We start from the raw sequence: 24101 nt of genomic DNA on the forward strand, positions 1-24101 counted from the left end.
TATATTTTATTGCATTTCAGTACAGATTTCTACCAGATAATTGCTGGGATCTTTGATATAAGCTGTTTTTTGTCCCCATGGTTTTACCGCGATATCTTCGTAAAGAACAGCCCCGTTTTTTAGTGCCTTTTCTACCAAGGCTTCCACATCATCCGTTGTAAATCCCAGTTCCATTCCAAAAGGTTTGTCTTCTGTTTTTGCGGTTAAAAATCCTTTTTTAATATTGGAATTGGCCAGGCTCACAGAAGCAAATGAAAGACTTGTTTCCCCGGTCAGCAGTTCGCCATAATCTTTTTCAGGAGTGATGAATTTTATTTCCGAACCAAAGGTGTTTTTATAAAAATTCATGGACAGTTCTACATCTTCCACGTACAGAATAACATACTTGAATTTGATCATAAGTTTGAATTTGAAAGGTTTATTTCTTGTTTACAATATATTCTTCATCTACTATCAACACTGAATGGGGTCCGTGTAAAGGATATTCCTTAAAGCTTCCGAAATGACCGAAATGAAGAGGATATTTCTGGCTAAGCTGCCGCACTTTACGTCCAAATGAATTGATGTCAACCTTTTGCAGGGAATCTTTTTTCTGTCTGCCATTGGTGAAAAAGAGCATCAGGTTACAATGATCTTTAAAATCAAAATCATTATAGTAAAATACATGGATGTCTTCTTCTTTGCATATACGGTCTAAATCATTAATAAGATCCTGCTTGTACTGCAAAGGCAGATTGCAATCAATTCTGGCTGCATAATTTTCTGCATTGCTTTTTCTGAAATCCGATCCCACCATCTGGATAAAGCGGTGTTCTATATTTTTGAATTCTTCTTTTTCAGGAGGAAAACTTTTGGTAGATTGAATGGTAAAAGGAACACTGTAATCCACTGATACAGCATTTTCCCGGATTAATAATTCTTCAATTTCCAATGCAAACTGAAAATGAAAATCAAAAAGCATATGGCCACCAATATTGATGATCATTTGATTTCCATCGATATTCAGGTGTAAGTATGTTCTTTTATAGCAAGATTTTAGCTCTTGAAGTTTATGGACAAAATCAGCTGTATTTTCCACTTGTACTCTGGCAGTCAGTTCAGCAGGAGTATCGGCATGTCCTCCAAGTCCAGGAGAAAATTTGAAAAATTGAAAGTCATATAAATGGTCTGGGAATTTGAAATACCAGTATACACCTAAAATCATAGAAGATTGGTTGATAATTGTACAATAATCAAAATTAAATAAAATTTCACACTCCAAAACTTTCAAAACCCTTAAATTTGTCATCAATAAAAATTTACTTGGATGCTTAGGAACATTTCAATTGCGGCAGCTACTTTATTCTCCGTAGTTACAATCAATGCACAGAAGAACAGAAATACTCAACTGGAAAGACCTAAATTAGTCGTTGGTCTGGTAGTAGACCAGATGCGTTGGGACTATTTATACCGTTTTTATGGTAAATATGGAAATGACGGTTTCAAAAGACTTTTAAATACAGGATATTCTTTGAATAATGTACATATTCCTTATGTTCCTACTGTTACAGCTTTGGGACACACATGTATCTATACAGGTTCTGTACCGGCTATTCACGGAATTGCAGGAAATGACTGGACAGATAAGGAAACAGGTAAAGGTGTTTACTGTACTGCAGATGAGAATGTTCAGCCGGTAGGTACTACCAATACAAAAACGGGAAGCCACTCTCCGAAAAATCTTTGGTCTACGACAGTCACTGACGAATTGAGACTGGCAACAAATTTCCAGGGAAAAGTAGTCGGTGTCTCTTTGAAAGACCGTGCTTCCATTCTTCCTGCAGGACACACTCCAAACGGAGCTTTCTGGTTTGATGACAGTACCGGGAATTTCATTACCAGTACATGGTATATGAATGATCTTCCTCAGTGGATAAAATCATTCAACTCTCAGAATCTTCCTGAAAAGTTAGTAGCCAACGGCTGGAATACATTACTTCCAATCAATGAATATATAGAAAGCGCACCAGACAATTCTCCTTGGGAAGGCTTGTTGGGAAGTGCAAAAACGCCTACTTTCCCTTACAGTAATTTAGCAAAAGATTATCAGACTAAAAAAGACAATATCCGTTATACACCTTTTGGAAATACATTGACTTTAAAGCTGGCAGAAGCTTCTGTAGAAGGTGAAAAGCTGGGTGGAGATAATATTACAGACTTCTTAGCCATCAATCTGGCATCTACGGATTATGCAGGACATAAATTCGGGCCGAATTCTATTGAAGTAGAAGATGTATATATCAGATTAGATCAGGATTTAGCTGAGTTTTTCAAGTATCTTGATTCAAAAGTAGGAAAAGGCGAGTACACGGTTTTCCTTTCTGCTGACCACGGTGGAGCACACTCTGTAGGATTCCTTAAAGAACATAAAATCCCTACAGGTTTCTTTGGAGAAGATGCGGAAAAGAATCTGAACCAGAAACTGAAAGAAAAATTCGAAACCGATAAACTGGTCAACGCCATTGATAACTATCAGGTTTATTTCGACAGAAAAGTATTGGCAGACAACAAGCTTGAATTGGATGATGTTAGAAATTTCGCTGTAAAAGAAATTGAGAAAGATCCTACTGTTTTATATGCTGTTTCTGTAGACAAAATTCAGGAGTCAAGCATTCCGGAGCCAATCAAACAAAGAATTATTAACGGGATCAACAGACAGAGAAGCGGAGATATCCAGTTAATTTCTCACGATTCTATGCTTCCGCCATATTCTAAAACAGGAACTACGCACAGCGTATGGAATTCTTACGATTCTCATATTCCATTGATCTTTATGGGTTGGGGAGTGAAGCAGGGAGAAAGCAATAAAGAATATCACATGACGGATATTGCACCTACGGTATCTTCTTTATTGAAAATTCAATTCCCGAGTGGAAATGTAGGAAACCCAATTACCGAGGTTATTGGTAAGTAAATTGAAAATTATAAAAAAACATTCCCAACCGGGAATGTTTTTTGTTTTTTACAGCTTATGATGTTCGTATCATTTGCTGTATCTCATGATGAAACTTCTTATTTTGCTTTCTGATTTTTATAATAAGATATAACAGTAGAATTATAAGAATACCTCCCAGGAAAACAGAACCTATTTTAATATAACGATCATCAGATTTTAGTTTCTCACTTTTTAAAAAGGTTTCCCTGTTATGATTGTCGATCACCTGATTAATAGACTTCAGTTCATTCTGCTTTCTTTGAAATCGCATTTCCAGGTATTTTTTATTATACTGCTGATAAAGATCCTGTTGTCCTAAAGCAAGATAATTTTCTGCCAATTCCTTGTAAAGCCCTTCATTCAGGATGATATCTCCGGTATTTTTACAAAGTTCCCCGGCTTTTAGTAAGAGATCTATTGCGGCTTGATTTTCATGCTTTTGTTTGTGTATTTCAGCAATTCCTTTCAAAGCAAATGCTTCCAGACTTTTACCATAATTCTTCCGGGCATAGCTGACAGACTGTAAAAATGACTCTTGTGCTTTGTCAATCTCATTAAGGTTCAGATAACAGTATCCAATATTGTAGTATACCACACTCATATTGGAGTAAGTGGTTTTCTTTACAGGAACCTTTTCATAATTCTGTATGGAAATCAGGAACTTTTCCAAAGCAATTTCTGAATTAGACTGGCTTTTGTAAACCATTCCTCTTATCGCATAGCTTGCTGCAGTCTCACTATATTTTTCAGGAATTTTTGCAATATACTGTTCAGCCTCATTCAGTGTTTCAAGACATTTGTTAAAAAGTTCCATTTGCTGATACTGGATAGCGACTGAAATGAGAACCCCGGCTTGGCTTCTGGGGTCATTGGTTTTTTGTAGAAGTTCTTTTGCTTTTAAAATATATTGTAAAGATTCCTCAAAATTTCTTTTAGCAATATTGGCTGTTGAAAGCAGCATATAGAGATCAATGGAGGTTTTTATATCATGAGATTTTTTTAATAATTGTTCCCCGATTTTGATGGTGTTATCGGGGTTGTCATAAATTTCAAGTTTTGCTTTTTTTATTAAGACACTATCGGGTGTCTTTTGGCCTTTCACACAATGACAAAAAACAGCCAGCAGCAGTACTATTTTTAAAATTGATTTCATAAGACTTTTGTTTTACTGATTTCCTGAATATAGGTGTTGGGAGACATGCCGGTAACAGATTTGAAAACAGTTGTAAAAGCACTGTGTGAAGAAAACCCGGAATATTCTGCAAGATAGCTCACTTTATAATTAAGAAAAGTAGAATCAGTTCTTAATAGCTGTACAATATGATTGATTCTAAGTTTATTAATGTATCCATTGAAGTTTTTTTCCTTACTGTTAATAATTTCGGAAAGGTACTTTGTATTGATTTCCATTTGAGAAGAAAGCAGCGACAGAGACATGTTTTTATTGAGAAACCTATCGGATTTTTCAAATTCTTCTAGCTTTTGGAGAATTTCATCTTCTTTTTCCTTCGATATTTTTGGCGTCCCGTTATCTTTTATTGTATTTGTTTTGTTTGAAATAGCCGGCTGAGTCTTTTGGCTGGTCTGCTTTTCAAAGAAATCAAACTGTTTTTTTAAATCTTTATTTTTACCTCTAATGACTAAAAAATAGGCAAGCAAGCCCAGGATTATCAAAGATAAAATGAAGATTAAAACCGAGGAAGATCTTAAAAGCATATACCTCTGAAATTCAATGTTTTTATTCTGATTGGTTTCCACAAGCTTCACCAGATATCGTATCCCTTCTTTTGAACCGGAATCTGTTTTTGTTTTTAAATCAGTGTAAAGTTTATTGTACTGATGATATTTTGCATCATTATGTACCGCGTAATAATTACGGGACAGTGATTCGTAAATTTTAATTTTTAAATTATTAAACGGAAGATTCTCGATCAATCGAAGACCTGCCTCCAATTTTTGAATAGAGGTTGCATAATCCTGCTTCAGAAAATAGTATTGGGACAGATTCTCATAAGCCAAACCTAAAAGAAACGGCTGGTTTTTCTGAGATTCAAGATCAGCAATCACATTTTCTATAAGTATTTTATATTCTATTGATTTATTCTGCTTCAGCAGATAAGAAGAGCGAAAAATTCTGTTTTCTATTTTTAAAATTCTGTTCTCTTCATTATGATTCCCAAGGTATTGGTTGCTTTTATCAAGATTTTGTAAGGCTTCAGGATAGTTTCTGTTGATTCCTGAGTTTAATGCCTGAAGCTGATACAATTTTGCAGTGGTGATTCTTAAGGAACGATCATTACTTTTAGGAAGTTTCTGATCGGATAAAAGATTGGTAATAATTGTCTTTGACTGATTGTATAAACCCAGATTCTGATACTGATCAGCAAGATTATAACCACTGAAGACCTGCATAAAATATGAAAGGTTATTTTTCTGATCAATATCTTCTTTTTGAGCAAAAATATTGACAGACTGTACATAGTCTCCCTTCAGGGCAAAAGCTTGTGAAATAATATTTTGAAGTACAATTTTGTGTTCCGCGTTTTGATCACTCACAAGAATTCCCTGGGTATAACTGATGCATTCGTCGGGATTCTGATACAATTTCAGAAATGCTTTATCTGCTAGCATATTGAAGTCGGGGCCGGACTGTCCTTTGGTAATAAGGAAGCAGAAAATAAACAGTAAGATTTGAAATAATTTTTGTCCTGATAAATTGTTTTTTGTGTTTTTTTGAATAATTCCGGTAAAATCCATATTCAAAATATTGTTTTATATCTATTTGGTTATTAGTATTTTAAAAATTAAACTCTTTTAAAATTCACGAATTATGAAAGTCAATTTCTTTTAATTGAGTGAATGTTGTATTAATATTGTTTTCACCAATTCAAAACGCTAAATATAATAAAATATGAAAAATTTTTACAGAATGTCAATGAAAATATTGATAGCTTATCTTTTCTTGAAATTTGGTTTTGCAGAAGCGCAGCTTACTGTAATCGGCTTGGGAAATTATAATGTAGGCGCAGTATCGGATAATGGAGTAGTAAGCTTGCACACCAGTGCAGGAAGTATATATAAATGGAATGCTGCAGGAGGACTCGTACAGATAGGTTCTATAACAAACGGATATCCGGCTGCAGGCAGAACCATTGTTTCGAATGACGGAACCAAAATATCGTCGTCGGTTACCAATGCCGCAACAGGATTCAATGAAATATCTACTTATGATGTCGCTACGGCCACATGGGTAAACAGAGGCGGGCTTGTACCTACAGGATGGGATGGCAGCGTAAGCTCTACCTGGGGAATGTCGACTGATGGAAATACTATTGTTGGTCTTGGTTTTCTCACCGCAGCGAATGCGCATGCTGTGAAATGGGATGAAGTAAACGGCGTGGTAGATCTGGGAAGTATAGTTCCCGGACGCAGCTCCAGAGCAAACGCAATCAATGCAGCAGGAACAGTGATTGTAGGCTGGCAGGATGAATCAACCGGAACAAGAAGCGGAGCAAAATGGCAGGATGGAGTGGAAAGTTTTATTACAGATAATAATGGGAATCATGTAGGAGAAGCAGGAGGAATTTCTGCTGACGGAAATACAATAATAGGTTCGGCAAATCCTAATCCTTATGTATGGAATGCTGTGAGCGGACTTACTTATATAACGCATCCTAATGCTTCTTTCAGCTTCAAAGGAGGTGCCACCGGGATTTCTGCTGATGGGAAAAAAGTGATCGGGTATTACAGAGCATTTGGGGCTCCTCCCATGTCAGGAGAAGGCTTTATCTGGACCTCTGCCGCCGGGAGAATTAACCTGAATGATTATGCGGCATCTTTAGGAATTGCCACTAATGGAGTAACAATGGGACTTCCTCTTGCAATTTCACAGGACGGAAAGAAAATTGCCGGGTCAGGGACGAATGCTTCAGGGCAGATGATTGCTTTTTACCTGGATACTTCTGAATTTTTATCGGTGAGTGATGCTGTGAAAGAGAAAAACAATATAGGTATCTATCCTAATCCAGTGGCTGACATCCTGTATTTTAAAGGAAAAGGAAAAATAGAGAAAGCAGAAATTTATAATATGGTTGGACAAAAGGTAAAATCATTGGATACTGTAGAAGGACAGATTGATGTTTCATCCCTGTCAAAAGGAGATTATATTTTACAATATTCCGTAAAAGGAGTACAACAGGAGCCTTATAAATTTATTAAAAAGTAACATATATAAATAGTAAAGTAGTGGGATGAATGGCTGTTTTCAATATTGAAAGCGGCCGTTCTTTTTTGTGTATATAACAAAAGGATAGCATATTTTGTATAGAAAAGTCTGGTTTTTGGCAAATACATATAAAAAACTATCTTTGCAAAAATTTTGGTTTCCAGTATTTTGGAATGAAAAGGGAATCGGGTGTAACTCCCGGACTGTCCCCGCAACTGTAAATCGCAACACAAGTTTCTGCAAAACGCCACTGTGTAAAAACGGGAAGGAGCAGAATGCGAAAGTCAGGAGACCTGCCAGGATTATAATTAAAAACATATTGCTTTCGGAGGAAAAGTAAAAAAGTATGGATATAAAAAGATCTTTAGTACTGCTTTTTTCATCTTATGGGTGTTTTCTTTTTGGACAAGAGAAAACTATTGACACTATTTATGTCTTCGACAACCAGATGAACAGGGTGAAACTTTTTCATCCCGTAAAAACAATTACAGCAGAAGATGCTGAAAAAAACTCCGGTAATCTTTCGGAGCTTCTGAGGTTTCAATCGCAGGTTTTCATTAAAGAAAATGGCCGTGGTGCTGTTTCTTCGCCTTCTTTCAGAGGAACAACTGCCCAGCAGACTGCATTCGTATGGAACGGAATTAATATCAATTCTAATTTTTTAGGCCAGGGAGATATCAATAATATTGCTTTGTTCGGCTATGATCAGATCGGTATCAAAGCGGGTGGAGGAAGTGTAGTGTACGGAAGTGGTGCCATCGGGGGAAGTATTCACCTGAATAATACTCTTGATTTTAATAAAGGCTTCCATGGTTCTTTATTCTCTGAAGTGGCTTCCTTTAATACCTATAATAACTTTGTAAAAGGTTCTTACAGCAATGATAAGTTCAGTTTTAAAGCCTCCGGAAATTATTCCGTAAGTGAAAATGATTATAAGGTAAGCGATCTAAATTACATCAACAGAAACGGGAATTATTACAATACGACATTCAATGTAGGAGCATCCTATAAAATTACAAACGATCATAAGGTTTCGTGGCAAAGCCAGTTTTTTGATTCTTCACAGCATTATCCTGTATATGAGGAAACGGGAACAAAAACAAAATATACAACTCAAAGTGTAAGAAGTCTTCTTTCTTGGGACTGGAACAAAGCGAAGTTCAGCAATTCCCTTAAAGCAGCCTATACGGAAGAGAATTTTCAGTATTTCGGTTCGTTAAACCAACCTAAATCCAGTGGAGGAACCGGGAAAAATTATATCTTTAAAAATGATTTTAATTATTTCCTGAATTCAAAATGGAATTTTAATATCATCGGAGAATTTCAGATTAATAAAGGAGAAGGGTACGAGAGCGGAATATCCAATGTCAGCAGGAATATAGGTTCTGTTTCAGGATTATTGCGGTATTTTGCAACAAAAGATCTGCGTTTTGAAGGAGGATTCAAAAAAGATTTTGTAGAAGATGTAAAGTCTCCTTTTATGTATTCATTCTCCGGAAAATGGAACGCCGCAAAATGGTATGATCTGAGTATTAACGTATCCAAAAACTTCAGATATCCTTCATTTAATGATATTTATTATGAACCGGGAGGAAATAAAGATCTGAGACCGGAAACCTCTACTCAGGTGGATATGACCAATGAGTTCAAAGTGGGAGATTTCAAACTTACTCTGTCTCCCTACTATATGAACATCACAGATCTTATTGTATGGCTTCCAACGGCTATGGGATACTGGCAGGCATACAATGTCAATAAATCCGAATCTTACGGGCTGGAATCCCTGTTGTCTTTCAGCAAGCAGTGGGGAAATCATAAATTCAGAGCCAATGCAGCATACTATTATGCAAAAGCTATCGATAAAGAAACGAAGATGCAGAGACCTTACGTTCCCATGCACAGGGGAAATGCCGGTATAGATTACGAATATGGTTTCTTCAGGTTTTATGCACAGGGACAGCTGAACGGTGTTACCTACACCACAAGTGATGAAAAGAGATCAGAAGCTATAGATCCTTATTTTCTTTTAAATATGGGAGTTTCTGCCACCTTAGCAAAAAAATATACCTTAGGGTTTAAAGTGAATAATCTAACCAATACCTACTATAAAACCGTTTCTTTCTATCCTTTACCAAAAAGAAACTATAGTGTGTATGCAGCAATAAATTTTTAATAAATTAAAATTGAATAAATTATGAAAATAACTAAACTTTTAACTGTCTTATTTGCAGTTGTACTATTGTTTAATATGTCTTCATGTACAAGTGACTCTGCCGAGTTTGAAATTTCTCCGATCACTTACCAGAACGGATATTTTATCTCTAATGAAGGTAATTTTAACAGCCAGGGTGCTAAAGTAACATTCCTGACAAGAGATTTAAGCTTAAAGCAGGATGACGTATATGGGTACAATAACAATAAAGAAATTCTGGGTGACGTTCTTCAGACCATTGGTCTTAATGGAAATAAGGCTTATCTTGTGATCAATAACTCAAACAAAATTGTTGTAGTAGACCGTTATACATTTAAGAAATTAGGAGTAATCACTAATCAGATTGATAACCCGAGAGGAATTGCTTTTGCTAATGATTTTATCTATGTTGCTAATCTAAACTTCTCTACGAATGCAACAAGTGTAACAAAATATAAGGCTTCCGACTATTCATTTGTAAGCAAAATCACGATGACAGGCGGGGCTGATAAAGCAGTAGAAGCAGGTGGAAATATTTTTGTGCAGAATGCTACTTCCGGATATGGAAATATGATTACTTATATCAATACTTCTAATGACAGTAAAACTGAACTTACTGTTCCGAATGGTAAGATTAACAGTACTATTTCATACAAATCCAATGTATATACAATTTCTTCTACAGCTACTGATTCTTATATCTATAAAATCTCCGGCACAGGGGCTATGACACCGGTAGTTACGTTGACAGGAATTCCAAGTGCTACCAATCTTCAGATTGATAATGATAAAATCTATTTCAGTTCTGCCAATAAAGTGTATACAACAAGTTTAGCTACACCAACAGTTCCTGCAAGCCCGCTATTAACAGCTGCAGATGGTGGTCCTTATTTTACGCTTTATGGATTTAATGTTATTGATGGTAGAATTTTTGCATCAGATGTTAAACAATTCACTCAGGAAAGCGAAATGACTGTATATTCAGCAACTACGGGTACCAAGCTTACCTCCCTTAAAACAGGTGGTCTTGGTGCTAACGGAACTTTCCTTAACCCGCAATAATTATTACTTCTAAAAATAATTTTTTATTTTTTCATCATTTGTGTTTTTTTCCGGCCGGTTTCGAAGAAACCGGCCGGCTTTGTTTCCTTAAGAAAAAAATTCCGGCGGGATGGAACATCCCGCCGGAATTTTTAATATTTTTCTAAATTGAATTATAAGGTTAATCCCAGTTTCTCAGCTTCAGCAATGACAAACTTCGTCGCTTCTTCTTTTTCATTGGGAATTTCACCTTCAAGAATAGCTTCTTTCACTTTCTCTTTCAGGATACCAATTTCACGGCCCGGCTTAAGATTAAACATTTCCATAATTTCTTCTCCGGTGATAGGCGGCTGGAAGTTTCTTACCTGATCTTTTTCTTCCACTTCCTTGATCTTGACCGCTACATATTCAAAGTTTCTTTTGAATTTCTCCTGTTTTTTAGAATTTTTAGTGGTAATATCTGCCTTGCAAAGGGTGAAAAGATCTTCCAGATCTTCTCCGGCATCAAATAAAAGTCTTCTTAATGCAGAATCTGAAGCATCATCCGTAATCAGTGCAATAGGCCTTGATGAAAGCTTGACCATTTTCTGAACATATTTCATATCACTTCCCAAGGGTAATTTCAATCTCTGGAAAAGTGTTTTTACCATTTTTGAACCTAAAAATTCATGCCCGTGAAAAGTCCATCCTGTTCCCTCTACAAACTTTTTCGTCGGAGCTTTTCCAATGTCATGAAGAAGGGCAGACCAGCGTAGCCAAAGATTATCGGTATTCACAGAAATATTATCCACTACTTCCAGCGTATGGTAAAAATTATCTTTGTGAGTTTGTCCTTCCACTTCTTCCACGCCCTTCAGTTCGATCAGTTCAGGAATAATCAGCTTCATAAGACCGGTTTGTTCCATCAGTCTCAATCCGATAGACGGTTTTTCAGACATCATGATTTTGTTAAACTCTACCATGATTCTTTCCATGGAAACAATCCTGATTCTTTCTGCTTCCTGTTGGATCGCTTTCAGAGAGTTTTCCTCAATTTTAAAATTTAAAGTGGAAGCAAAACGCACTGCTCTCATCATCCTTAACGGATCATCAGAATAGGTTTGCGCAGGTTCCAGAGGAGTTCTTAAAATTTCTTTTTCAAGATCATCAATCCCATTAAAAGGATCAATCAATTCTCCGAAATTATTTTTATTTAAAGAAATAGCCATCGCATTGATGGTAAAATCTCTTCTTTTCTGGTCATCTTCAAGACTTCCGCCTTCCACTTCTGGCTTCCGGCTGTTTTCTGTGTAGCTTTCCTTTCTTGCTCCCACAAACTCAAGTTCAAGTTCTTTATACTTGATCATAGCCGTTCCGTAAGTTTTGAATACGGAAACCTTCAATTTCGGATCTATATCCTGAGCTACATTCTGAGCAAGCTCGATACCGCTTTGTTCCGTTACAAAATCTATATCGGTAGATGCTTTTCTGTTCATCAGCAGATCTCGCACATAACCACCCACAATGTATACGGACTGATTATTCCTTTCTGCTGCTTCAGAAATGATTTTAAATAGTTTTAAATTCTTATTTTGATTAAGATTAATTTTCATCGTTGATAATAGTGACAATTTCTACGTATGTTACCCATTAATCATAATGAGCATACATTCTACTAATTTTTCCCTCTCCATTAAAAAACATGACTTCAACGGCATGTTTATCCATAATCGACTTATAAAATAATGCTACCGAATCTACTCCTGCTGTGGAATGGATCAGATCAAAATGAAGGTCAGGAAATTTATCCAATGCCTTTCTCCAATATTCACGAACAGCTTCTTTTCCTTTTAAAGAACTTTCTTTACCGCCCGTAGCCAGTGCAATCATAGGAGTTGTAATCTCAATATCATCTGAATAGTGGGAAAGTATATCCTCCAGATCATGAGAATTCCACGCATTGATCCACATTTGGGCAAATTCGTGATGATTCATAGCAAATAGTTTATGAGTTGAGTTTGCAAAGATAGAATTAAAAAAAAGAAATCCTGCCGATATGAACTGACAAGACTCTAAAAAGTAAACATAAAAGTTCAGAATTCTTATTCCCGAAGAACTTTTATTCTGTTGTCATTCCATATTTTGATCACCGAAGAACCTGAGTATTTTGAAACTTTTTCTCTGTCTTCTTCCACTGCATAATCTACAAGGCTGATTATTTCCTCAGAAATATCAGAGAATTTCAATGGACTTTTTTCACCGCTGAAATTGGCAGAGGTAGATACCAATGGTCTGTTCAGTTTTGTAATCAGTTTTTTACAGAAATCATTTTTTACAAGACGAATTCCGATACTTCCATCCTCTGCAAGAAGTTCTTTGGGTAAACCTCTTGGGTTTTCGTAAACGATAGTTACCGGTTTTTCACTGAGATCAATAATTTCCCAGGCCATTTCAGGAACATCCACAAGATCCTGAAGTCTTTTCTCAGATTCCACAAGGATGATCATGGATTTGTTTTTTTCGCGCTTTTTAATGTCAAAAATCTTATTGACCGCTTCTATATTGGTGGCATCACAACCAATTCCCCAGATAGTATCAGTAGGGTAAAGAATTGTTCCGCCGGATTTTAATATTTCGATAATATGTTCCATAATTGTAGTGAATTCAAAGAATGGATAAAGGTAGAAAATATAAGAATTTCAGGCAAAAAAATGGGGTTTAAATATGATTTTTCAGCTTGATTATTATGACAAGATGCAAAGATTATAATCCATGAAAAAATGAATTAAAATAAGTTGTACGCTTAATAGGCTCAATATAATCAGGATGTAGTATTTTTTTGAAATCTTTTTTGGTAAGATGTTGTGAAATCAAGACAGGGAAATTTGATCTTGAACCTTCTTTAATTAAAGTATAAAGAATCGCATTGTTTTTAAAAAATACAATGGTTGTCTGTTCATAATCTTTACCCAAACTGTAGAGATCTGTCGGTTCATTAAGGAAAATCAGATTCCCAGAAATCTTTGAAATTCTATGATGATGTTTTTTTCCATACTCAATGATTCTGCTTTTAGCTTCTTCTTTAGGAATTTCAAACTTAATTTCTTTCAAATGTTTTTCGGTGTATTTACAATACAGCACATATACGCTACAGATGAATAAACTTATAAGAATTGCACACTCGAAGCTGTTATTAAAAGAAAAATCTACTTCTTTTAATAACAGCAGAGAAGCTCCTGCCAATGCAGAAAATCCAAAATAGATCGAGATCGTATCAAACTTATCGTATGAACTTTCTTCAAAAACTAATTTTTCAGTTTGAATACTTTCTGTGATTCTTAAATTTTTTATAGATCTCATTGCACATCAGGATGAGAATTTATGATTGATAAATTTAGATTTTATGGTTAAATATAATGAGCCAGCTATTAAAAATGCAATAGAAGCTATCCACAAAAAATAACCTGTTTCCAAGCTGTATATTCTTCCCATTCTTCCATTTTCTGCAGCCAGAATTTCCTTCCAGAAAAAAAATGTTCCTGCAATTAAAAAAGCTATTGCAGCCAATATCATAGAAATTAAAAAATATTTTTTATAACAGAATACCACTGCAATAAAGAACCAAATATTAGCTGTCCATACCAGAAATTCAAATAAGCCCCCGCCTAAAAAGCTAATCGAACCTATAAGAAAAGTTTCAAATGATTTATAATCTTAATCTCTCCCATATCTTCAACTTTAAAAGCTGTAAAACAAAAAGAAATTATGAAAATTAACAGGCTGGCAAGGGGAATTCGTTTTCTTACATCCATCCCAATTTCGATAAATACCTTTCCTCAATAATATTCAGGTGGTGATAATTGTGACCTATAATCAGTTTTCCGATAGTTTCTACAGATATTTTATGGCCATTGGCTGTTCCTGTATTCTGTAAAGCAGAAGGTTGAAGAGTTTCTAATAAAATCTGTGAAGATTTTCTCACCAGTTTGTATTCTTCCAAAAGAGATTCCAGGCTTCTTTCACCTGCAAAAGAATTTTCTGCATATTCATTTTCATCAAATCCGGGAAGATTGTTTTTTTCTCCTCTCGCAAAAGCTAATATTCTGTATTGGAAGACTCTTTCTGTATCAGATAAGTGGAGTAGAAGACCTTTTAAAGTCCATTTTCCTTCTGCATAAGCAAAATTAGATTGTTCTTCGGTAAGGTTGGAATAAATTCCGATGGTTTTGTCTGCTGATATCTGCAGTTCATTGATCCAGTTTCCTGATGGAATCTGATCTAAATATCTTTGGATGTATTTTTGAAAGTCGGTCATATTATTTTTTGTTTGGGTTACGGGTTTTCGGGATTCGGGGTCTTGAGATTCGGGATGGTGAGTGTAACGCATCAATTACTCATTAATCATGATTCGTCCACTCGTAGAAATTTACAGAGTCATAAAGCTCAAAACCGCTGGCTGGATACAATTGGTTTCCAATATCATTGCTTTTTCCTGTTTCTAAAAGAATTCCACATGCTTTTGAGGAACGGCAGAGTTGCTTAGATTCTTCAATCAGTTTTTTAGAATATCCTTTTCCTCTGTGACTTTCATTTACATACAGGTCGTTCAGCAGCCAGTAACGCTGCATTCTTGTAGATGAAAATATAGGATATAGCTGTACAAAACCTGTCAGGTTACCATTTTCTTCCGTAACAAAAATTTCGGAATCTTTGTTTTCAAGTCTGTCCTGAAGAAAGGTTGTAGCAGCAGGAATATCTGATTCTTTGTGATAAAATATCCTGTACTGATCAAATAATTCTGCGAGTTGTGGTAAGTCGGAAATAGTTGCTTTCCTTGAGTTTTTCATAATATCAGTTGGTGTTATAATAAATGAGAAGGATTATCAAAACCCTTCTCATTTAATGTATTGTATGTTAAGAAAAAGCTTTCTCAAGATCTGCAATAAGATCCTCTGCATCTTCAATGCCTACGCTTAAACGTACAAGGTCGTCCGTGATTCCCAGTTCAGCACGTTTTTCTGCCGGGATTGAAGCGTGAGTCATCAACGCAGGGTGGTTAGCCAAAGATTCTACACCTCCTAAAGATTCCGCAAGGGTAAATACTCTTACTTTTTCCAAGAATTTGACAGCATCTTCTTTCTTACCGGATTTAAAAGTGAATGAAACCATTCCCCCTGATTCCTTCATCTGGGATTTTGCCAGTTCATACTGTGGATGAGATTCCAATCCCGGATAAATTACCTTATCCACAGCTGGATGTGTCTCAAGGTACTTCGCTACAGCAAGACCATTGTCCGAATGTCTCTGCATTCTTAAGGCCAGTGTTTTAATTCCTCTCAATACAAGATAAGAATCGTGAGGACCTAAAATACCACCGCTTGCAAACTGAATAAAGTGAAGTTTTTCTCCCAGTTCGGCATCTTTAGCAATAAGAGCTCCTGCAATTACATCAGAATGGCCTCCTAAATATTTCGTTGCGGAGTGCATTACAATGTCAGCTCCCAAATCAATAGGTCTCTGGATATAAGGCGTAGCAAAAGTATTGTCTACTGCTACCAGAATATCTTTCCCTTTTGCAACTTCTACTACTGCTTTGATATCTACTAATTTCATCAAAGGGTTCGTAGGAGTTTCTACCCAGATCAGTTTTGTTTTATCTGTAATGACATCAGCAATTTTAGAAACATCGTCAAAATTTACGAATGTGAATTTCAGCTGATATTTTTCGAAAAGTCTCGTGAACATTCTGTAAGTTCCTCCGTAAAGGTCATCTACAGCAATCACTTCATCACCTGGGTTTAATAATTTCAAAACACAGTCGATGGCTGCAAGACCGGAACCGAAAGCCAGACCTCTCGCTCCGTTTTCAATACTTGCCAAAGAATCTTCCAATGCCTGTCTTGTAGGATTGGCAGCTCTTGAATATTCGTATCCGGAATGTACTCCCGGACTCTTCTGTGCAAACGTAGAGGTTAAAAATACAGGTACATTTACAGAACCTGTTGCAGACTCGTGGTGCTGCCCTCCGTGAATTACTTTTGTATTAAAATTCATAATTTTTTGCTTTAGGCTTAGCATTAAACAATAAAGTATATTGCTTAAGCGGATTGTTTATTTAAAATTTGCTCTAGCTGAATACAAAAAGCTTACCGCTTACTGCCTGCAGCTTACTGCAATTATATTTTTTTACTTAATAGCAGATTTTACCGCAAATTCTTCTGCAATTTCTTCCATCCACTGCGCTACATCTTCTTCTCCGGTTGCTCTCTGATACGTATTTCCTAGAGATATTAAAATCTGGTGGATAAACATCTTCATCTGGTCTACAGGCATTTCTTTGGTCCAAAGATCAATTCTTAACGCTTCTCTTGTTTTATCATCCCATACGGAAATCATGGTTGCTTTGGTATCTTGTTTTTCAATACCGCCATCCTGAGCGTTCCATGTAATATTTTCCGGTACGTGATTTTCATCAAGCTCTACATCTATCGTAATCTGAGTCTTTCTCATTTTTCTATTTTTTCTAAATTCTAAAATTTCTATTATTTAAGTTTCGGTTTATAACCGGATTGATTAAAAATTGTGGTAGCATCCATTTTCAGGAACTCTGTTAACTTTGTTTCAGGCTTTTCTTTAAAGTATGCTTTACAGATCTGCCAGCCTGTAAAAATCCCGATTTGTGGTGAAGATTCATTGTCAATTTCTGTATAAAACTTCGAGAATGGGCCTGGGGAAATAAAACGTTCTCCCAGTCTCGGATCATCGCCGAAGATCAGATTACTTTCTACAAAATAATTCCAGATATTCGCCTCATTACTGGTTGCCCATTCATACTGCTTTTGAGTATAATTCATTTTCAGATAATCGGGAGTATCCGGAAGAAAAGCATCCTGAAGAATCATTACTTTTCCGTTCAGAATCATCTGATCAATGAATTTCTGATGATCAGGAGATTCCGTTACAATATTTTCTGCAAACAACTGTGATACTTTAGGAACAATATTCTGTGGATTCATTGATTTTTGGAAATACAACTCCAGCCCTTTGTAATTAGGATTTCCATCACCCATAAAACCGGTTACATCTATGAATAACAGATTGCCTTTTTCATCATAAAATATAGGATCCTGTACCATCTGTAGAGCAGATGAGAACAGATATACTTTTGGATTTTTAAATTGAGGAAAGTAATATTTGATATGAGAAAATAAGCTCTGAAGCTCATTTTGCAGCTTTGCCTGATCTATTTTCCCGATAGCTTCCTTGTAGATTTTTATCTCCTCAGCATCTGCTCTTCTTTTTTCGAAATCAGCATCAGAAACACTTCCCTGGAACCAAGGAAATTGAGCTTTAAACTGATCCAATGGAATGTTCTGATTATAGAATTCTTTGGAAATATCTGTAATGTCAACTTTTTCGGCAGTTTGTTTGACTTCGACCTTCCATTGATTTTCAGGTTCTTTTTTGCAGGAAACAAGCCCGGCAGCTAAAACGAAAGAAAGCGCAATATATCTAAAAATCTTCATTATTTTTACATGGAATTTAAGTTTACAAAAATAAGGATTAAATACACAATTCATGATGAAAATTAAAATATTTACAGCGGGTTGCCTTATTTCCGGGCTTTCTTTTTTCTGCGGGCAAAACCTTGAATTTAAAGATAAAAACTTTGAAAAAGCAGTGCTGGAAAATTTTGATCTGAATAGAAACGGAATACTTGAATCTCCGGAAGCAGGTAGGGTTACCAATCTGTTCCTGGTTCAGAAAGGAATTACTTCTGTAGAAGATCTGTCACTTTTTAAAAACGTGAAAATGGTTATTCTCGATGATAATAGAATTTCCAGCATTGTACTTAATGATTTGTCTCAGCTTGAATTATTTTCATGTACGGGATGCAAAATTTCTTCATTCAAAGCCGAAAACCTTAAAAATTTAAGTTCATTATATCTCGATAATAATTTGTTGGAAAGTATTTCGCTGATGGAGATTCCGAAAATTGATCAATTAACATTATCTTTAAATCAATTAAAAATAATAAATCTGCTTCAGTTTAAAGTATTAAGAAAGCTGAATGTACAGCATAACAAGCTTCAGAAAATTGATATTTCCGGCAACCCGGCTTTACAAACCCTTAATATCATGGGGAATAAGATAAGAGAAACAGATATAAAGAAGGGTGCTAAAACTAACGTAACCATTTTTGGAGCTGAAGAATAGACTAATATTATGATGATAGAAACAGAACGACTGATTTTAAGAAAACTCGAAGATGAAGATTTTGAACGCATATTTTTGCTGGATTCCAATCCTGAAGTTATGAAATACATTGGTGTACCGGCTTTGACGGATATCAATGAATCAAAAAAGGTCATCAGCATGATTCAGAAACAGTATGAGGAGAATGGAGTAGGAAGGCTTGGAGTAGTAGAAAAAGAGAGCGGACTTCTGATAGGATGGAGCGGCTTGAAACTGCTTACCCATGAAACCAATGGTTATAAAAATGTGCTGGAACTGGGATATCGTTTTCTGCCGGAATCATGGGGAAAAGGATATGCTGTGGAATCCGGAAAAGCTTCTCTGGATTATGGTTTTAATGATTTAAATGCAGAAGTCATTTATGCCTATGCCCATTCTGAACATGATGCTTCCAATCATATTCTAAGAAAATTAGGTTTTGAAAAAACCGACGAGTTTGAAGAACCCGACGGAATCTGTTTCTGGTATGAACTGAAGCGTGAAAAATACAGTAAAAAATGATAACAATACGAAAAGAAGAAAAAGAAGATCATCAAAAGGTCTTTCAGCTGACGGAAGAAGCTTTCAGAGAAATGGAATACAGTAATCATCAGGAACAGTTTCTGGTAGAAAAACTAAGACGTTCAGAAGCTTTCATCCCGGAATTATCATTGGTGGCCGAAGATGAAAAGGGTAGAATTGCAGGACATATTCTGTTTACTAAAATTAAAATTGTCAATGAAGAAAAATCGTTTGAATCCCTTGCACTGGCACCTGTTTCCGTAAAACCTGAGTTCCAGAATCAGGGAATCGGAACGAAACTGATTCTGGAAGGACATCGAATTGCCAAAGAATTAGGATATGAATCTGTAATCCTTATCGGACATGAAAAATATTATCCGCGCTTTGGTTACAAAAAAACAAGTAATTTTGGAATTTCTTTTCCATTTGATATTCCGGAAGAAAACGGAATGGCTGTAGAATTGGTAAAAGACGGATTAAAAGATAAAAAAGGAGTGGTAAAATACCCTCATGAATTTGGAATAGACTAAAAAATATAAATAATGCAGACACAAAAAGTAATAGATCATATTGTAAGCTGGTTAAAGGATTATGCTACAAATGCTAAAGTAAACGGATATGTAATCGGAGTTTCCGGAGGTGTAGATTCCGGAGTAGTTTCTACTTTAGCAGCAATGACAGGCATGAAAACATTACTAATCGGAATGCCGATCCGTCAGAAAGCTGATCAGGTAGATCGTGCACAGGATCATATGAATGATCTTAAATCCAGATTTCCCAATGTAGAAACAATATCTGTAAATCTGACCCCGGCCTTTGAAGAGATCTATAAAACCTTCCATGTAAATGATGAGGTGTATCCCAATGAGAATTTGACTTTTGCCAACACAAGAGCACGTCTCAGAATGCTTACACTTTATTATTACGGACAGCTGAACGGGCTTCTTGTTTGTGGAACAGGAAACAAAGTAGAAGATTTCGGAATTGGATTTTATACAAAATATGGAGATGGCGGGGTAGATGTTTCACCTATTGCAGATCTTTATAAAACTGAAGTATATGAACTTGCTAAAGGATTAAATCTTATCAAAAGCATTCAGGAGGCTATTCCTACCGATGGACTTTGGGATACGGAAAGAACAGATGAACAACAGATTGGTGCAAGTTATCCGGAACTGGAAAAAATCCAGAAAGAATACGGAACGAAAACGGCTGAAGATTACGAAGGGAGAGATAAGGAAGTGTTCCTGATCTTCGACAGAATGCATAAAGCTGCCAGACATAAGATGGATCCTATCCCGGTTTGCGATATTCCTGAAGAATGGAGAGCATAACAATACTATTCATTGGTAAGCTGACTAATACATCATATAGTAAATAATAGTTATGAACGGAAAAATAAGATCTGTATTTTTTATATGTCTGGGACTCCTTTTCGGAATGTCTGTAATGTATGTCTACAGAAACTTTATTGAAAATAAGAAAGATCGGTCAGATTCTGTAAAAAAAGAAGCAGTGAGTTACGGAAGTACTTCTTCCGATGGAAGTTCATCTGGTCAGGTTTCTATAGATCAGCTTACAGAGGAGAAAATGGTAATCAGCTATGTAAAGCAAAATCATAAGCTTCCGGATTATTATATCACTAAAAAAGAAGCAAGGAAACAAGGTTGGAATCCTTCTCAAGGAAATCTTTGTGATGTACTACCTGGAAAAGCTATCGGCGGAGATCATTTCGGAAACAGAGAAGGACGTTTGCCGGATGGAGAACGATACTTTGAAGCAGATGTAAACTATCATTGTGGTGGAAGAAATGCTGACCGTATCATCTACACTCAAAATGGCGATGTATACCTTACCAAAAACCATTATAAGAGCTTTGAAAAGCAATAACGTCATTGCGAGGAACGGAGTGACGAAGCAATCTCTATAAAAGAATCACAGATGAAAGCAGGTTTTGTCTACATTATGACGAATAAAAATCATACTACTCTTTACACAGGAGTGACTTCAAATCTGCCTAAACGTGTTCAACAGCATAAAGAATCATATTATTCTCAAAGCTTTACTTCAAGATATAATTTATATATATTGGTATACTGGGAATCCTTTCAGGAAATAGGTGATGCTATATATAGAGAAAAACAAATAAAAGCAGGTTCCAGGCAAAAGAAACTGGATTTAATCAATAGTATAAACCCTGATTGGAATGGTCTTGCGGAGGATGTGGAAGATATTATGGATGTTTTCTGAGATTGCTTCGTCGCTAAGCTTCTCGCAATGACTAGTGCATAATTTGTATTTAAGGGGTGATAAGTCGTAATTTTGAAAAATAAAATATTGTATGAGTGGCTCTGAAAAGATCCGCAAAAATGCAAGACTTTTTTAATCAATAAAAATTGGAAATTTAATTCAATATGAAGACAGTATATATAGATTTTACGGACATAGGTGACTATGAAGATTTTTACGCCCAGCTCAAGGAGAAAATTCAGCTTCCTGAGCATTTTGGGGATAATCTTGATGCCCTTTTTGATACCATCACCGGTAGTCTGGAAATGCCGCTCCATTTAGAATTCGTCAACATGACTGTAGATCAGCTTGAGATTTTTGAAGATCTTCTGACGACGCTGGAGGATGCGGAAGAAGAAGTTGAAGAATTTAGTTTTAGCTACTATCTTGAGCAGTACGAAGACGAAGATGATGATGTAGAATCTGAAGAAGAATAAAAAAGAAAGGTTGTCCCAATACAGGAGACAGCCTTTTTTATGCTGATCCTTATTCTATAGTATTCAAATCTTTATTCCTTATCATACAAACCTAACAGGTTTTCAAAACCTGTTAGGTTTCTTATTTTATTTCACTGTAACGTTTATTCAGGATGAGCCGATGTGAACTTTTTGCTTCATAGCCTGTCAAAGTTTCAAACCTGGGCAGGGAGCTAAAATCAGGTTTCATCTGGTTACAAAAACGTAGAATCAAAATAAAAAGGAAGCAGATCTTTCACGGCATGCACTTTTACAACCTCCTCATTCATGCTTGAGAAATAAAGGTCGATATTTTCATTCTGCTTGGTTTCATACTCAATTAAACTCTGGCGGCATGCTCCACATGGAGGTATTGGTGGGTTTTTCTCATGAAACTCCTTCGGACCTCCTACTACAAAGATCTTTTTTATTTTCACATCCGGAAAGTTGGCAGCTACCCAAAAAACAGTCGTTCTTTCTGCACACAATCCTGACGGATAGGCTGCATTCTCCTGGTTGTTCCCGGAATAGATTTCTCCGTTTTCCAGTAATACGGAACATCCTACCAAAAATTGAGAATAAGGTGCATAAGCATTCTCACGAGCTTCTTTGGCTCTTTCAAATAATTGTTTTTCTATATCGCTCAGCTCACTGCTATTTTTAAAATATTCGTAACCGATCTGTATGTCTTTTTTCATATATTGTCAACTAAAAAAGGGGGGTAAAATTAGTTCTTTTTAATGAAGTGGGCAATATTTATTCTTCCCCTGAAAAGTTTAATTTTTTAATGTTTAAAAATGTTATACACACCGATAAAATTCAGAAATATAGAGTTGAAAAACAGATGCGTAATGTCACCCATGTGTATGTATTCATGTGAAAACGGAGAGGCTAACGACTTCCATTTTGTACATTACGGAAGCAGATCGCAGGGCGGTACCGGTCTTTTGATGGTAGAAGCTACAGGAGTAGAACCCAAAGGAAGAATTACCAATCACTGCATGGGAATCTGGAATGATGAACAGGCAGCGAAACTGCAAAGAATCGTAGAATTTGTACACAAAAATTCAGAAAGTAAAATAGGAATCCAGCTGGCTCATGCCGGAAGAAAAGGATCAACATGGAATAATATACAGATTCCTGTGGAAGAAGGTTGGGAAACTGTAGCTCCAAGCCCTATTCCTTATCACCCTACGGAAAGAATTCCTCATGTACTGGGTACAGATGAGGTAAAGGAGATTGTTCAGAATTTTAAAAAAGCTGCCCGAAGAGCTGTAAAAGCAGGTTTTGATGTCATCGAAATTCATGGTGCTCACGGATATTTGATCCATCAGTTTCTGTCGCCGCTTTCCAATATCCGAACGGATGAATATGGAGGTAGTTTTGAAAACAGAATCAGATTTCTGATCGAAATTGTAGATGCTGTTAATGAAGAACTGGACAAAAATACTGCCCTTTTTGTAAGGATTTCAGGAACGGAATATGCTGAGAATGGCTGGGATATTCAGAGTAGTGTAGCGCTGGCAAAAATTTTAAAAGAGCATTCCGTAGACCTTGTAGATGTATCCAGCGGTGGAAATATTCATGGAGCTAAAATCCCGGTTTTCGATGGTTATCAGGTTCCTTTTTCTTCGCAGGTGAGAAATGAGGCTGAAGTGAAGACAGGAGCGGTGGGATTGATTACCAGGGTAGAACAAGCCGACGAAATCCTTCAGAAAGGGGATGCTGATCTTATCTTTGTAGCAAGGGAGATTCTGAGAAATCCTTATATTGCTGTTCAGGGATCTTTTGAAATGAAAGAAGACTGCTTTTTTCCACATCAGTATACCAGAGCCAAAATCTCTTCTTAGTTACCCCAATAATCTGTAAAACCACAGGAATGAATATTGATGATTTCATGCTTACCTGCCCCAGTAAAAAATTCCTTGGGGTAGAATGTCTGGGATGTGGTGCTCAGAGAGCGATCCTGTTGGTATTTGAAGGAAAGTTTTCGGAAGCGTTTCAAATGTATCCGGCTGTATACACTTTATTGTTATTCTTTTTGATCCTTGGGGTAAGTTTTATCGATAGAAAAAGAAAATACAGTAAAATTTTAATGATTATGGTGGTCGTTAACCTGATTATTATGGTAATCGGGTATATGTACAAACACTGTTAACTATTAGAATCAACAGTAACCGTTTGATTATT

28 protein-coding genes and 1 riboswitch are annotated in these 24101 nt (G+C 36.1%); of the genes, 13 read left to right on the forward strand and 15 right to left on the reverse strand.

Translation table 11 applies throughout. From position 1 onward, the window contains the following. Positions 1-6: 6 nt before the first annotated feature. Together JNG87_RS13325 and JNG87_RS13330 are read right to left on the reverse strand one after the other, a co-directional pair. Positions 7-399 carry a VOC family protein gene (locus JNG87_RS13325; RefSeq protein WP_202838847.1) on the reverse strand — a complete coding sequence of 131 codons (393 nt, stop codon included), beginning with the start codon at positions 397-399 and terminating at the stop codon, positions 7-9. Between the two features lie 19 nt (positions 400-418). Continuing rightward, complete coding sequence (locus JNG87_RS13330) at positions 419-1204, reverse strand: hypothetical protein (protein WP_202838848.1); 786 nt, start codon at positions 1202-1204, stop codon at positions 419-421. 102 nt (positions 1205-1306) lie between these two features. On the opposite strand from JNG87_RS13330, the gene pafA reads away from it, so the two are divergent. Beyond that, entirely contained in the window at positions 1307-2953 is a 1647-nt protein-coding gene (pafA, locus tag JNG87_RS13335; RefSeq protein ID WP_202838849.1) for an alkaline phosphatase PafA, read from the forward strand. Positions 2954-3008: 55 nt separating this feature from the next. On the opposite strand, the gene JNG87_RS13340 is transcribed toward pafA, so the two are convergent. Further along, complete coding sequence (locus JNG87_RS13340; RefSeq protein ID WP_202838850.1) at positions 3009-4127, reverse strand: tetratricopeptide repeat protein; 1119 nt, start codon at positions 4125-4127, stop codon at positions 3009-3011. Continuing rightward, entirely contained in the window at positions 4124-5731 is a 1608-nt protein-coding gene (locus tag JNG87_RS13345; protein ID WP_202838851.1) for a helix-turn-helix domain-containing protein, read from the reverse strand. The genes JNG87_RS13340 and JNG87_RS13345 overlap by 4 nt, the downstream gene beginning before the upstream one ends. Before the next feature lie 154 nt (positions 5732-5885). Here JNG87_RS13345 and JNG87_RS13350 point away from each other — a divergent pair, with 154 nt between their 5' ends. The 3 genes from JNG87_RS13350 to JNG87_RS13360 all read left to right on the forward strand — a co-directional run bounded on the left by JNG87_RS13350 (position 5886) and on the right by JNG87_RS13360 (position 10452). After that, positions 5886-7199, forward strand: coding sequence for a T9SS type A sorting domain-containing protein (locus JNG87_RS13350; RefSeq protein WP_202838852.1), 1314 nt, complete (start codon positions 5886-5888; stop codon positions 7197-7199). Positions 7200-7336: 137 nt separating this feature from the next. After that, a riboswitch (cobalamin riboswitch) is annotated at positions 7337-7515 on the forward strand. Positions 7516-7545: 30 nt separating this feature from the next. Further along, on the forward strand, positions 7546-9372 hold the full coding sequence (locus JNG87_RS13355) for a TonB-dependent receptor plug domain-containing protein (RefSeq protein ID WP_202838853.1): 1827 nt from the start codon (positions 7546-7548) through the stop codon (positions 9370-9372). A gap of 21 nt (positions 9373-9393) precedes the next feature. Continuing rightward, on the forward strand, positions 9394-10452 hold the full coding sequence (locus JNG87_RS13360) for a YncE family protein (protein ID WP_202838854.1): 1059 nt from the start codon (positions 9394-9396) through the stop codon (positions 10450-10452). A gap of 152 nt (positions 10453-10604) precedes the next feature. Here the strand turns inward: JNG87_RS13360 and JNG87_RS13365 are convergent, their stop codons facing one another. The 10 genes from JNG87_RS13365 to JNG87_RS13410 all read right to left on the reverse strand — a co-directional run bounded on the left by JNG87_RS13365 (position 10605) and on the right by JNG87_RS13410 (position 17936). After that, the gene (locus tag JNG87_RS13365) at positions 10605-12023 is read right to left on the reverse strand and encodes a CCA tRNA nucleotidyltransferase (RefSeq protein ID WP_202838855.1); all 1419 of its coding nucleotides are present in this window, start codon (positions 12021-12023) and stop codon (positions 10605-10607) included. 37 nt (positions 12024-12060) lie between these two features. After that, complete coding sequence (locus JNG87_RS13370) at positions 12061-12405, reverse strand: nuclear transport factor 2 family protein (protein ID WP_202838856.1); 345 nt, start codon at positions 12403-12405, stop codon at positions 12061-12063. Positions 12406-12512: 107 nt separating this feature from the next. Beyond that, a complete protein-coding gene (locus JNG87_RS13375) occupies positions 12513-13061 on the reverse strand; it encodes an L-threonylcarbamoyladenylate synthase (RefSeq protein ID WP_110011358.1) in 549 nt (182 codons plus the stop codon). 112 nt (positions 13062-13173) lie between these two features. Then, positions 13174-13770 (reverse strand): hypothetical protein, encoded by a 597-nt coding sequence (locus tag JNG87_RS13380; RefSeq protein WP_110011359.1) that lies wholly within the window; start codon positions 13768-13770, stop codon positions 13174-13176. Between the two features lie 6 nt (positions 13771-13776). Further along, on the reverse strand, positions 13777-13983 hold the full coding sequence (locus tag JNG87_RS13385; protein WP_202838857.1) for a hypothetical protein: 207 nt from the start codon (positions 13981-13983) through the stop codon (positions 13777-13779). A gap of 229 nt (positions 13984-14212) precedes the next feature. Beyond that, positions 14213-14725, reverse strand: a complete 513-nt coding sequence (locus JNG87_RS13390) for a DinB family protein (protein ID WP_202838858.1) — start codon at positions 14723-14725, stop codon at positions 14213-14215. Between the two features lie 82 nt (positions 14726-14807). Beyond that, positions 14808-15257 carry a GNAT family N-acetyltransferase gene (locus JNG87_RS13395; protein WP_137905789.1) on the reverse strand — a complete coding sequence of 150 codons (450 nt, stop codon included), beginning with the start codon at positions 15255-15257 and terminating at the stop codon, positions 14808-14810. Positions 15258-15324: 67 nt separating this feature from the next. Next, a complete protein-coding gene (locus JNG87_RS13400) occupies positions 15325-16464 on the reverse strand; it encodes a cystathionine gamma-synthase (RefSeq protein ID WP_137905788.1) in 1140 nt (379 codons plus the stop codon). Between the two features lie 132 nt (positions 16465-16596). Beyond that, positions 16597-16920 (reverse strand): gliding motility protein GldC, encoded by a 324-nt coding sequence (gldC, locus tag JNG87_RS13405; RefSeq protein WP_002977443.1) that lies wholly within the window; start codon positions 16918-16920, stop codon positions 16597-16599. Between the two features lie 32 nt (positions 16921-16952). Further along, complete coding sequence (locus JNG87_RS13410; RefSeq protein WP_202838859.1) at positions 16953-17936, reverse strand: gliding motility protein GldB; 984 nt, start codon at positions 17934-17936, stop codon at positions 16953-16955. A gap of 52 nt (positions 17937-17988) precedes the next feature. Here JNG87_RS13410 and JNG87_RS13415 point away from each other — a divergent pair, with 52 nt between their 5' ends. From JNG87_RS13415 to JNG87_RS13445, 7 genes are all read left to right on the forward strand, one after another. Then, positions 17989-18627 carry a leucine-rich repeat domain-containing protein gene (locus JNG87_RS13415; protein ID WP_202838860.1) on the forward strand — a complete coding sequence of 213 codons (639 nt, stop codon included), beginning with the start codon at positions 17989-17991 and terminating at the stop codon, positions 18625-18627. A gap of 9 nt (positions 18628-18636) precedes the next feature. Next, entirely contained in the window at positions 18637-19167 is a 531-nt protein-coding gene (locus JNG87_RS13420) for a GNAT family N-acetyltransferase (RefSeq protein WP_202838861.1), read from the forward strand. Further along, positions 19164-19697 (forward strand): GNAT family N-acetyltransferase, encoded by a 534-nt coding sequence (locus JNG87_RS13425; RefSeq protein WP_202838862.1) that lies wholly within the window; start codon positions 19164-19166, stop codon positions 19695-19697. Before JNG87_RS13420 ends, JNG87_RS13425 begins: the two co-directional genes overlap by 4 nt. A gap of 12 nt (positions 19698-19709) precedes the next feature. After that, on the forward strand, positions 19710-20501 hold the full coding sequence (nadE, locus tag JNG87_RS13430; RefSeq protein WP_202838863.1) for an NAD(+) synthase: 792 nt from the start codon (positions 19710-19712) through the stop codon (positions 20499-20501). Between the two features lie 52 nt (positions 20502-20553). Then, on the forward strand, positions 20554-21057 hold the full coding sequence (locus JNG87_RS13435) for a ribonuclease domain-containing protein (RefSeq protein WP_202838864.1): 504 nt from the start codon (positions 20554-20556) through the stop codon (positions 21055-21057). 51 nt (positions 21058-21108) lie between these two features. Further along, entirely contained in the window at positions 21109-21417 is a 309-nt protein-coding gene (locus tag JNG87_RS13440; RefSeq protein WP_202838865.1) for a GIY-YIG nuclease family protein, read from the forward strand. 164 nt (positions 21418-21581) lie between these two features. Next, complete coding sequence (locus JNG87_RS13445) at positions 21582-21893, forward strand: barstar family protein (RefSeq protein ID WP_202838866.1); 312 nt, start codon at positions 21582-21584, stop codon at positions 21891-21893. A 233-nt stretch (positions 21894-22126) separates the two neighbouring features. Here JNG87_RS13445 and JNG87_RS13450 read toward each other — a convergent pair whose 3' ends face one another. After that, positions 22127-22609 carry a cytidine deaminase gene (locus tag JNG87_RS13450; protein WP_110011371.1) on the reverse strand — a complete coding sequence of 161 codons (483 nt, stop codon included), beginning with the start codon at positions 22607-22609 and terminating at the stop codon, positions 22127-22129. Between the two features lie 99 nt (positions 22610-22708). On the opposite strand from JNG87_RS13450, the gene namA reads away from it, so the two are divergent. Beyond that, positions 22709-23761, forward strand: a complete 1053-nt coding sequence (gene namA / locus JNG87_RS13455) for an NADPH dehydrogenase NamA (RefSeq protein ID WP_202838867.1) — start codon at positions 22709-22711, stop codon at positions 23759-23761. 29 nt (positions 23762-23790) lie between these two features. Continuing rightward, positions 23791-24069 (forward strand): DUF2752 domain-containing protein, encoded by a 279-nt coding sequence (locus tag JNG87_RS13460; protein WP_110011373.1) that lies wholly within the window; start codon positions 23791-23793, stop codon positions 24067-24069. Positions 24070-24101 lie beyond the last annotated feature (32 nt).

It is taken from the genome of Chryseobacterium cucumeris, assembly GCF_016775705.1.
In the GTDB taxonomy this organism is placed as follows: Bacteria; Bacteroidota; Bacteroidia; order Flavobacteriales; family Weeksellaceae; genus Chryseobacterium; species Chryseobacterium cupriresistens.

Excerpts from the sequence above, each read along its gene's own strand:
- JNG87_RS13325 (WP_202838847.1), bottom strand. The coding sequence starts at position 399 with ATGATCAAATTCAAGTATGTTATTCTGTACGTGGAAGATGTAGAACTG.
- JNG87_RS13330 (WP_202838848.1), bottom strand. The coding sequence starts at position 1,204 with ATGATTTTAGGTGTATACTGGTATTTCAAATTCCCAGACCATTTATAT.
- pafA (WP_202838849.1), top strand. The coding sequence starts at position 1,307 with ATGCTTAGGAACATTTCAATTGCGGCAGCTACTTTATTCTCCGTAGTT.
- JNG87_RS13340 (WP_202838850.1), bottom strand. The coding sequence starts at position 4,127 with ATGAAATCAATTTTAAAAATAGTACTGCTGCTGGCTGTTTTTTGTCAT.
- JNG87_RS13345 (WP_202838851.1), bottom strand. The coding sequence starts at position 5,731 with ATGGATTTTACCGGAATTATTCAAAAAAACACAAAAAACAATTTATCA.
- JNG87_RS13350 (WP_202838852.1), top strand. The coding sequence starts at position 5,886 with ATGAAAAATTTTTACAGAATGTCAATGAAAATATTGATAGCTTATCTT.
- JNG87_RS13355 (WP_202838853.1), top strand. The coding sequence starts at position 7,546 with ATGGATATAAAAAGATCTTTAGTACTGCTTTTTTCATCTTATGGGTGT.
- JNG87_RS13360 (WP_202838854.1), top strand. The coding sequence starts at position 9,394 with ATGAAAATAACTAAACTTTTAACTGTCTTATTTGCAGTTGTACTATTG.
- JNG87_RS13365 (WP_202838855.1), bottom strand. The coding sequence starts at position 12,023 with ATGAAAATTAATCTTAATCAAAATAAGAATTTAAAACTATTTAAAATC.
- JNG87_RS13370 (WP_202838856.1), bottom strand. The coding sequence starts at position 12,405 with ATGAATCATCACGAATTTGCCCAAATGTGGATCAATGCGTGGAATTCT.
- JNG87_RS13375 (WP_110011358.1), bottom strand. The coding sequence starts at position 13,061 with ATGGAACATATTATCGAAATATTAAAATCCGGCGGAACAATTCTTTAC.
- JNG87_RS13380 (WP_110011359.1), bottom strand. The coding sequence starts at position 13,770 with ATGAGATCTATAAAAAATTTAAGAATCACAGAAAGTATTCAAACTGAA.
- JNG87_RS13385 (WP_202838857.1), bottom strand. The coding sequence starts at position 13,983 with ATGATATTGGCTGCAATAGCTTTTTTAATTGCAGGAACATTTTTTTTC.
- JNG87_RS13390 (WP_202838858.1), bottom strand. The coding sequence starts at position 14,725 with ATGACCGACTTTCAAAAATACATCCAAAGATATTTAGATCAGATTCCA.
- JNG87_RS13395 (WP_137905789.1), bottom strand. The coding sequence starts at position 15,257 with ATGAAAAACTCAAGGAAAGCAACTATTTCCGACTTACCACAACTCGCA.
- JNG87_RS13400 (WP_137905788.1), bottom strand. The coding sequence starts at position 16,464 with ATGAATTTTAATACAAAAGTAATTCACGGAGGGCAGCACCACGAGTCT.
- gldC (WP_002977443.1), bottom strand. The coding sequence starts at position 16,920 with ATGAGAAAGACTCAGATTACGATAGATGTAGAGCTTGATGAAAATCAC.
- JNG87_RS13410 (WP_202838859.1), bottom strand. The coding sequence starts at position 17,936 with ATGAAGATTTTTAGATATATTGCGCTTTCTTTCGTTTTAGCTGCCGGG.
- JNG87_RS13415 (WP_202838860.1), top strand. The coding sequence starts at position 17,989 with ATGATGAAAATTAAAATATTTACAGCGGGTTGCCTTATTTCCGGGCTT.
- JNG87_RS13420 (WP_202838861.1), top strand. The coding sequence starts at position 18,637 with ATGATGATAGAAACAGAACGACTGATTTTAAGAAAACTCGAAGATGAA.
- JNG87_RS13425 (WP_202838862.1), top strand. The coding sequence starts at position 19,164 with ATGATAACAATACGAAAAGAAGAAAAAGAAGATCATCAAAAGGTCTTT.
- nadE (WP_202838863.1), top strand. The coding sequence starts at position 19,710 with ATGCAGACACAAAAAGTAATAGATCATATTGTAAGCTGGTTAAAGGAT.
- JNG87_RS13435 (WP_202838864.1), top strand. The coding sequence starts at position 20,554 with ATGAACGGAAAAATAAGATCTGTATTTTTTATATGTCTGGGACTCCTT.
- JNG87_RS13440 (WP_202838865.1), top strand. The coding sequence starts at position 21,109 with ATGAAAGCAGGTTTTGTCTACATTATGACGAATAAAAATCATACTACT.
- JNG87_RS13445 (WP_202838866.1), top strand. The coding sequence starts at position 21,582 with ATGAAGACAGTATATATAGATTTTACGGACATAGGTGACTATGAAGAT.
- JNG87_RS13450 (WP_110011371.1), bottom strand. The coding sequence starts at position 22,609 with ATGAAAAAAGACATACAGATCGGTTACGAATATTTTAAAAATAGCAGT.
- namA (WP_202838867.1), top strand. The coding sequence starts at position 22,709 with ATGTTATACACACCGATAAAATTCAGAAATATAGAGTTGAAAAACAGA.
- JNG87_RS13460 (WP_110011373.1), top strand. The coding sequence starts at position 23,791 with ATGAATATTGATGATTTCATGCTTACCTGCCCCAGTAAAAAATTCCTT.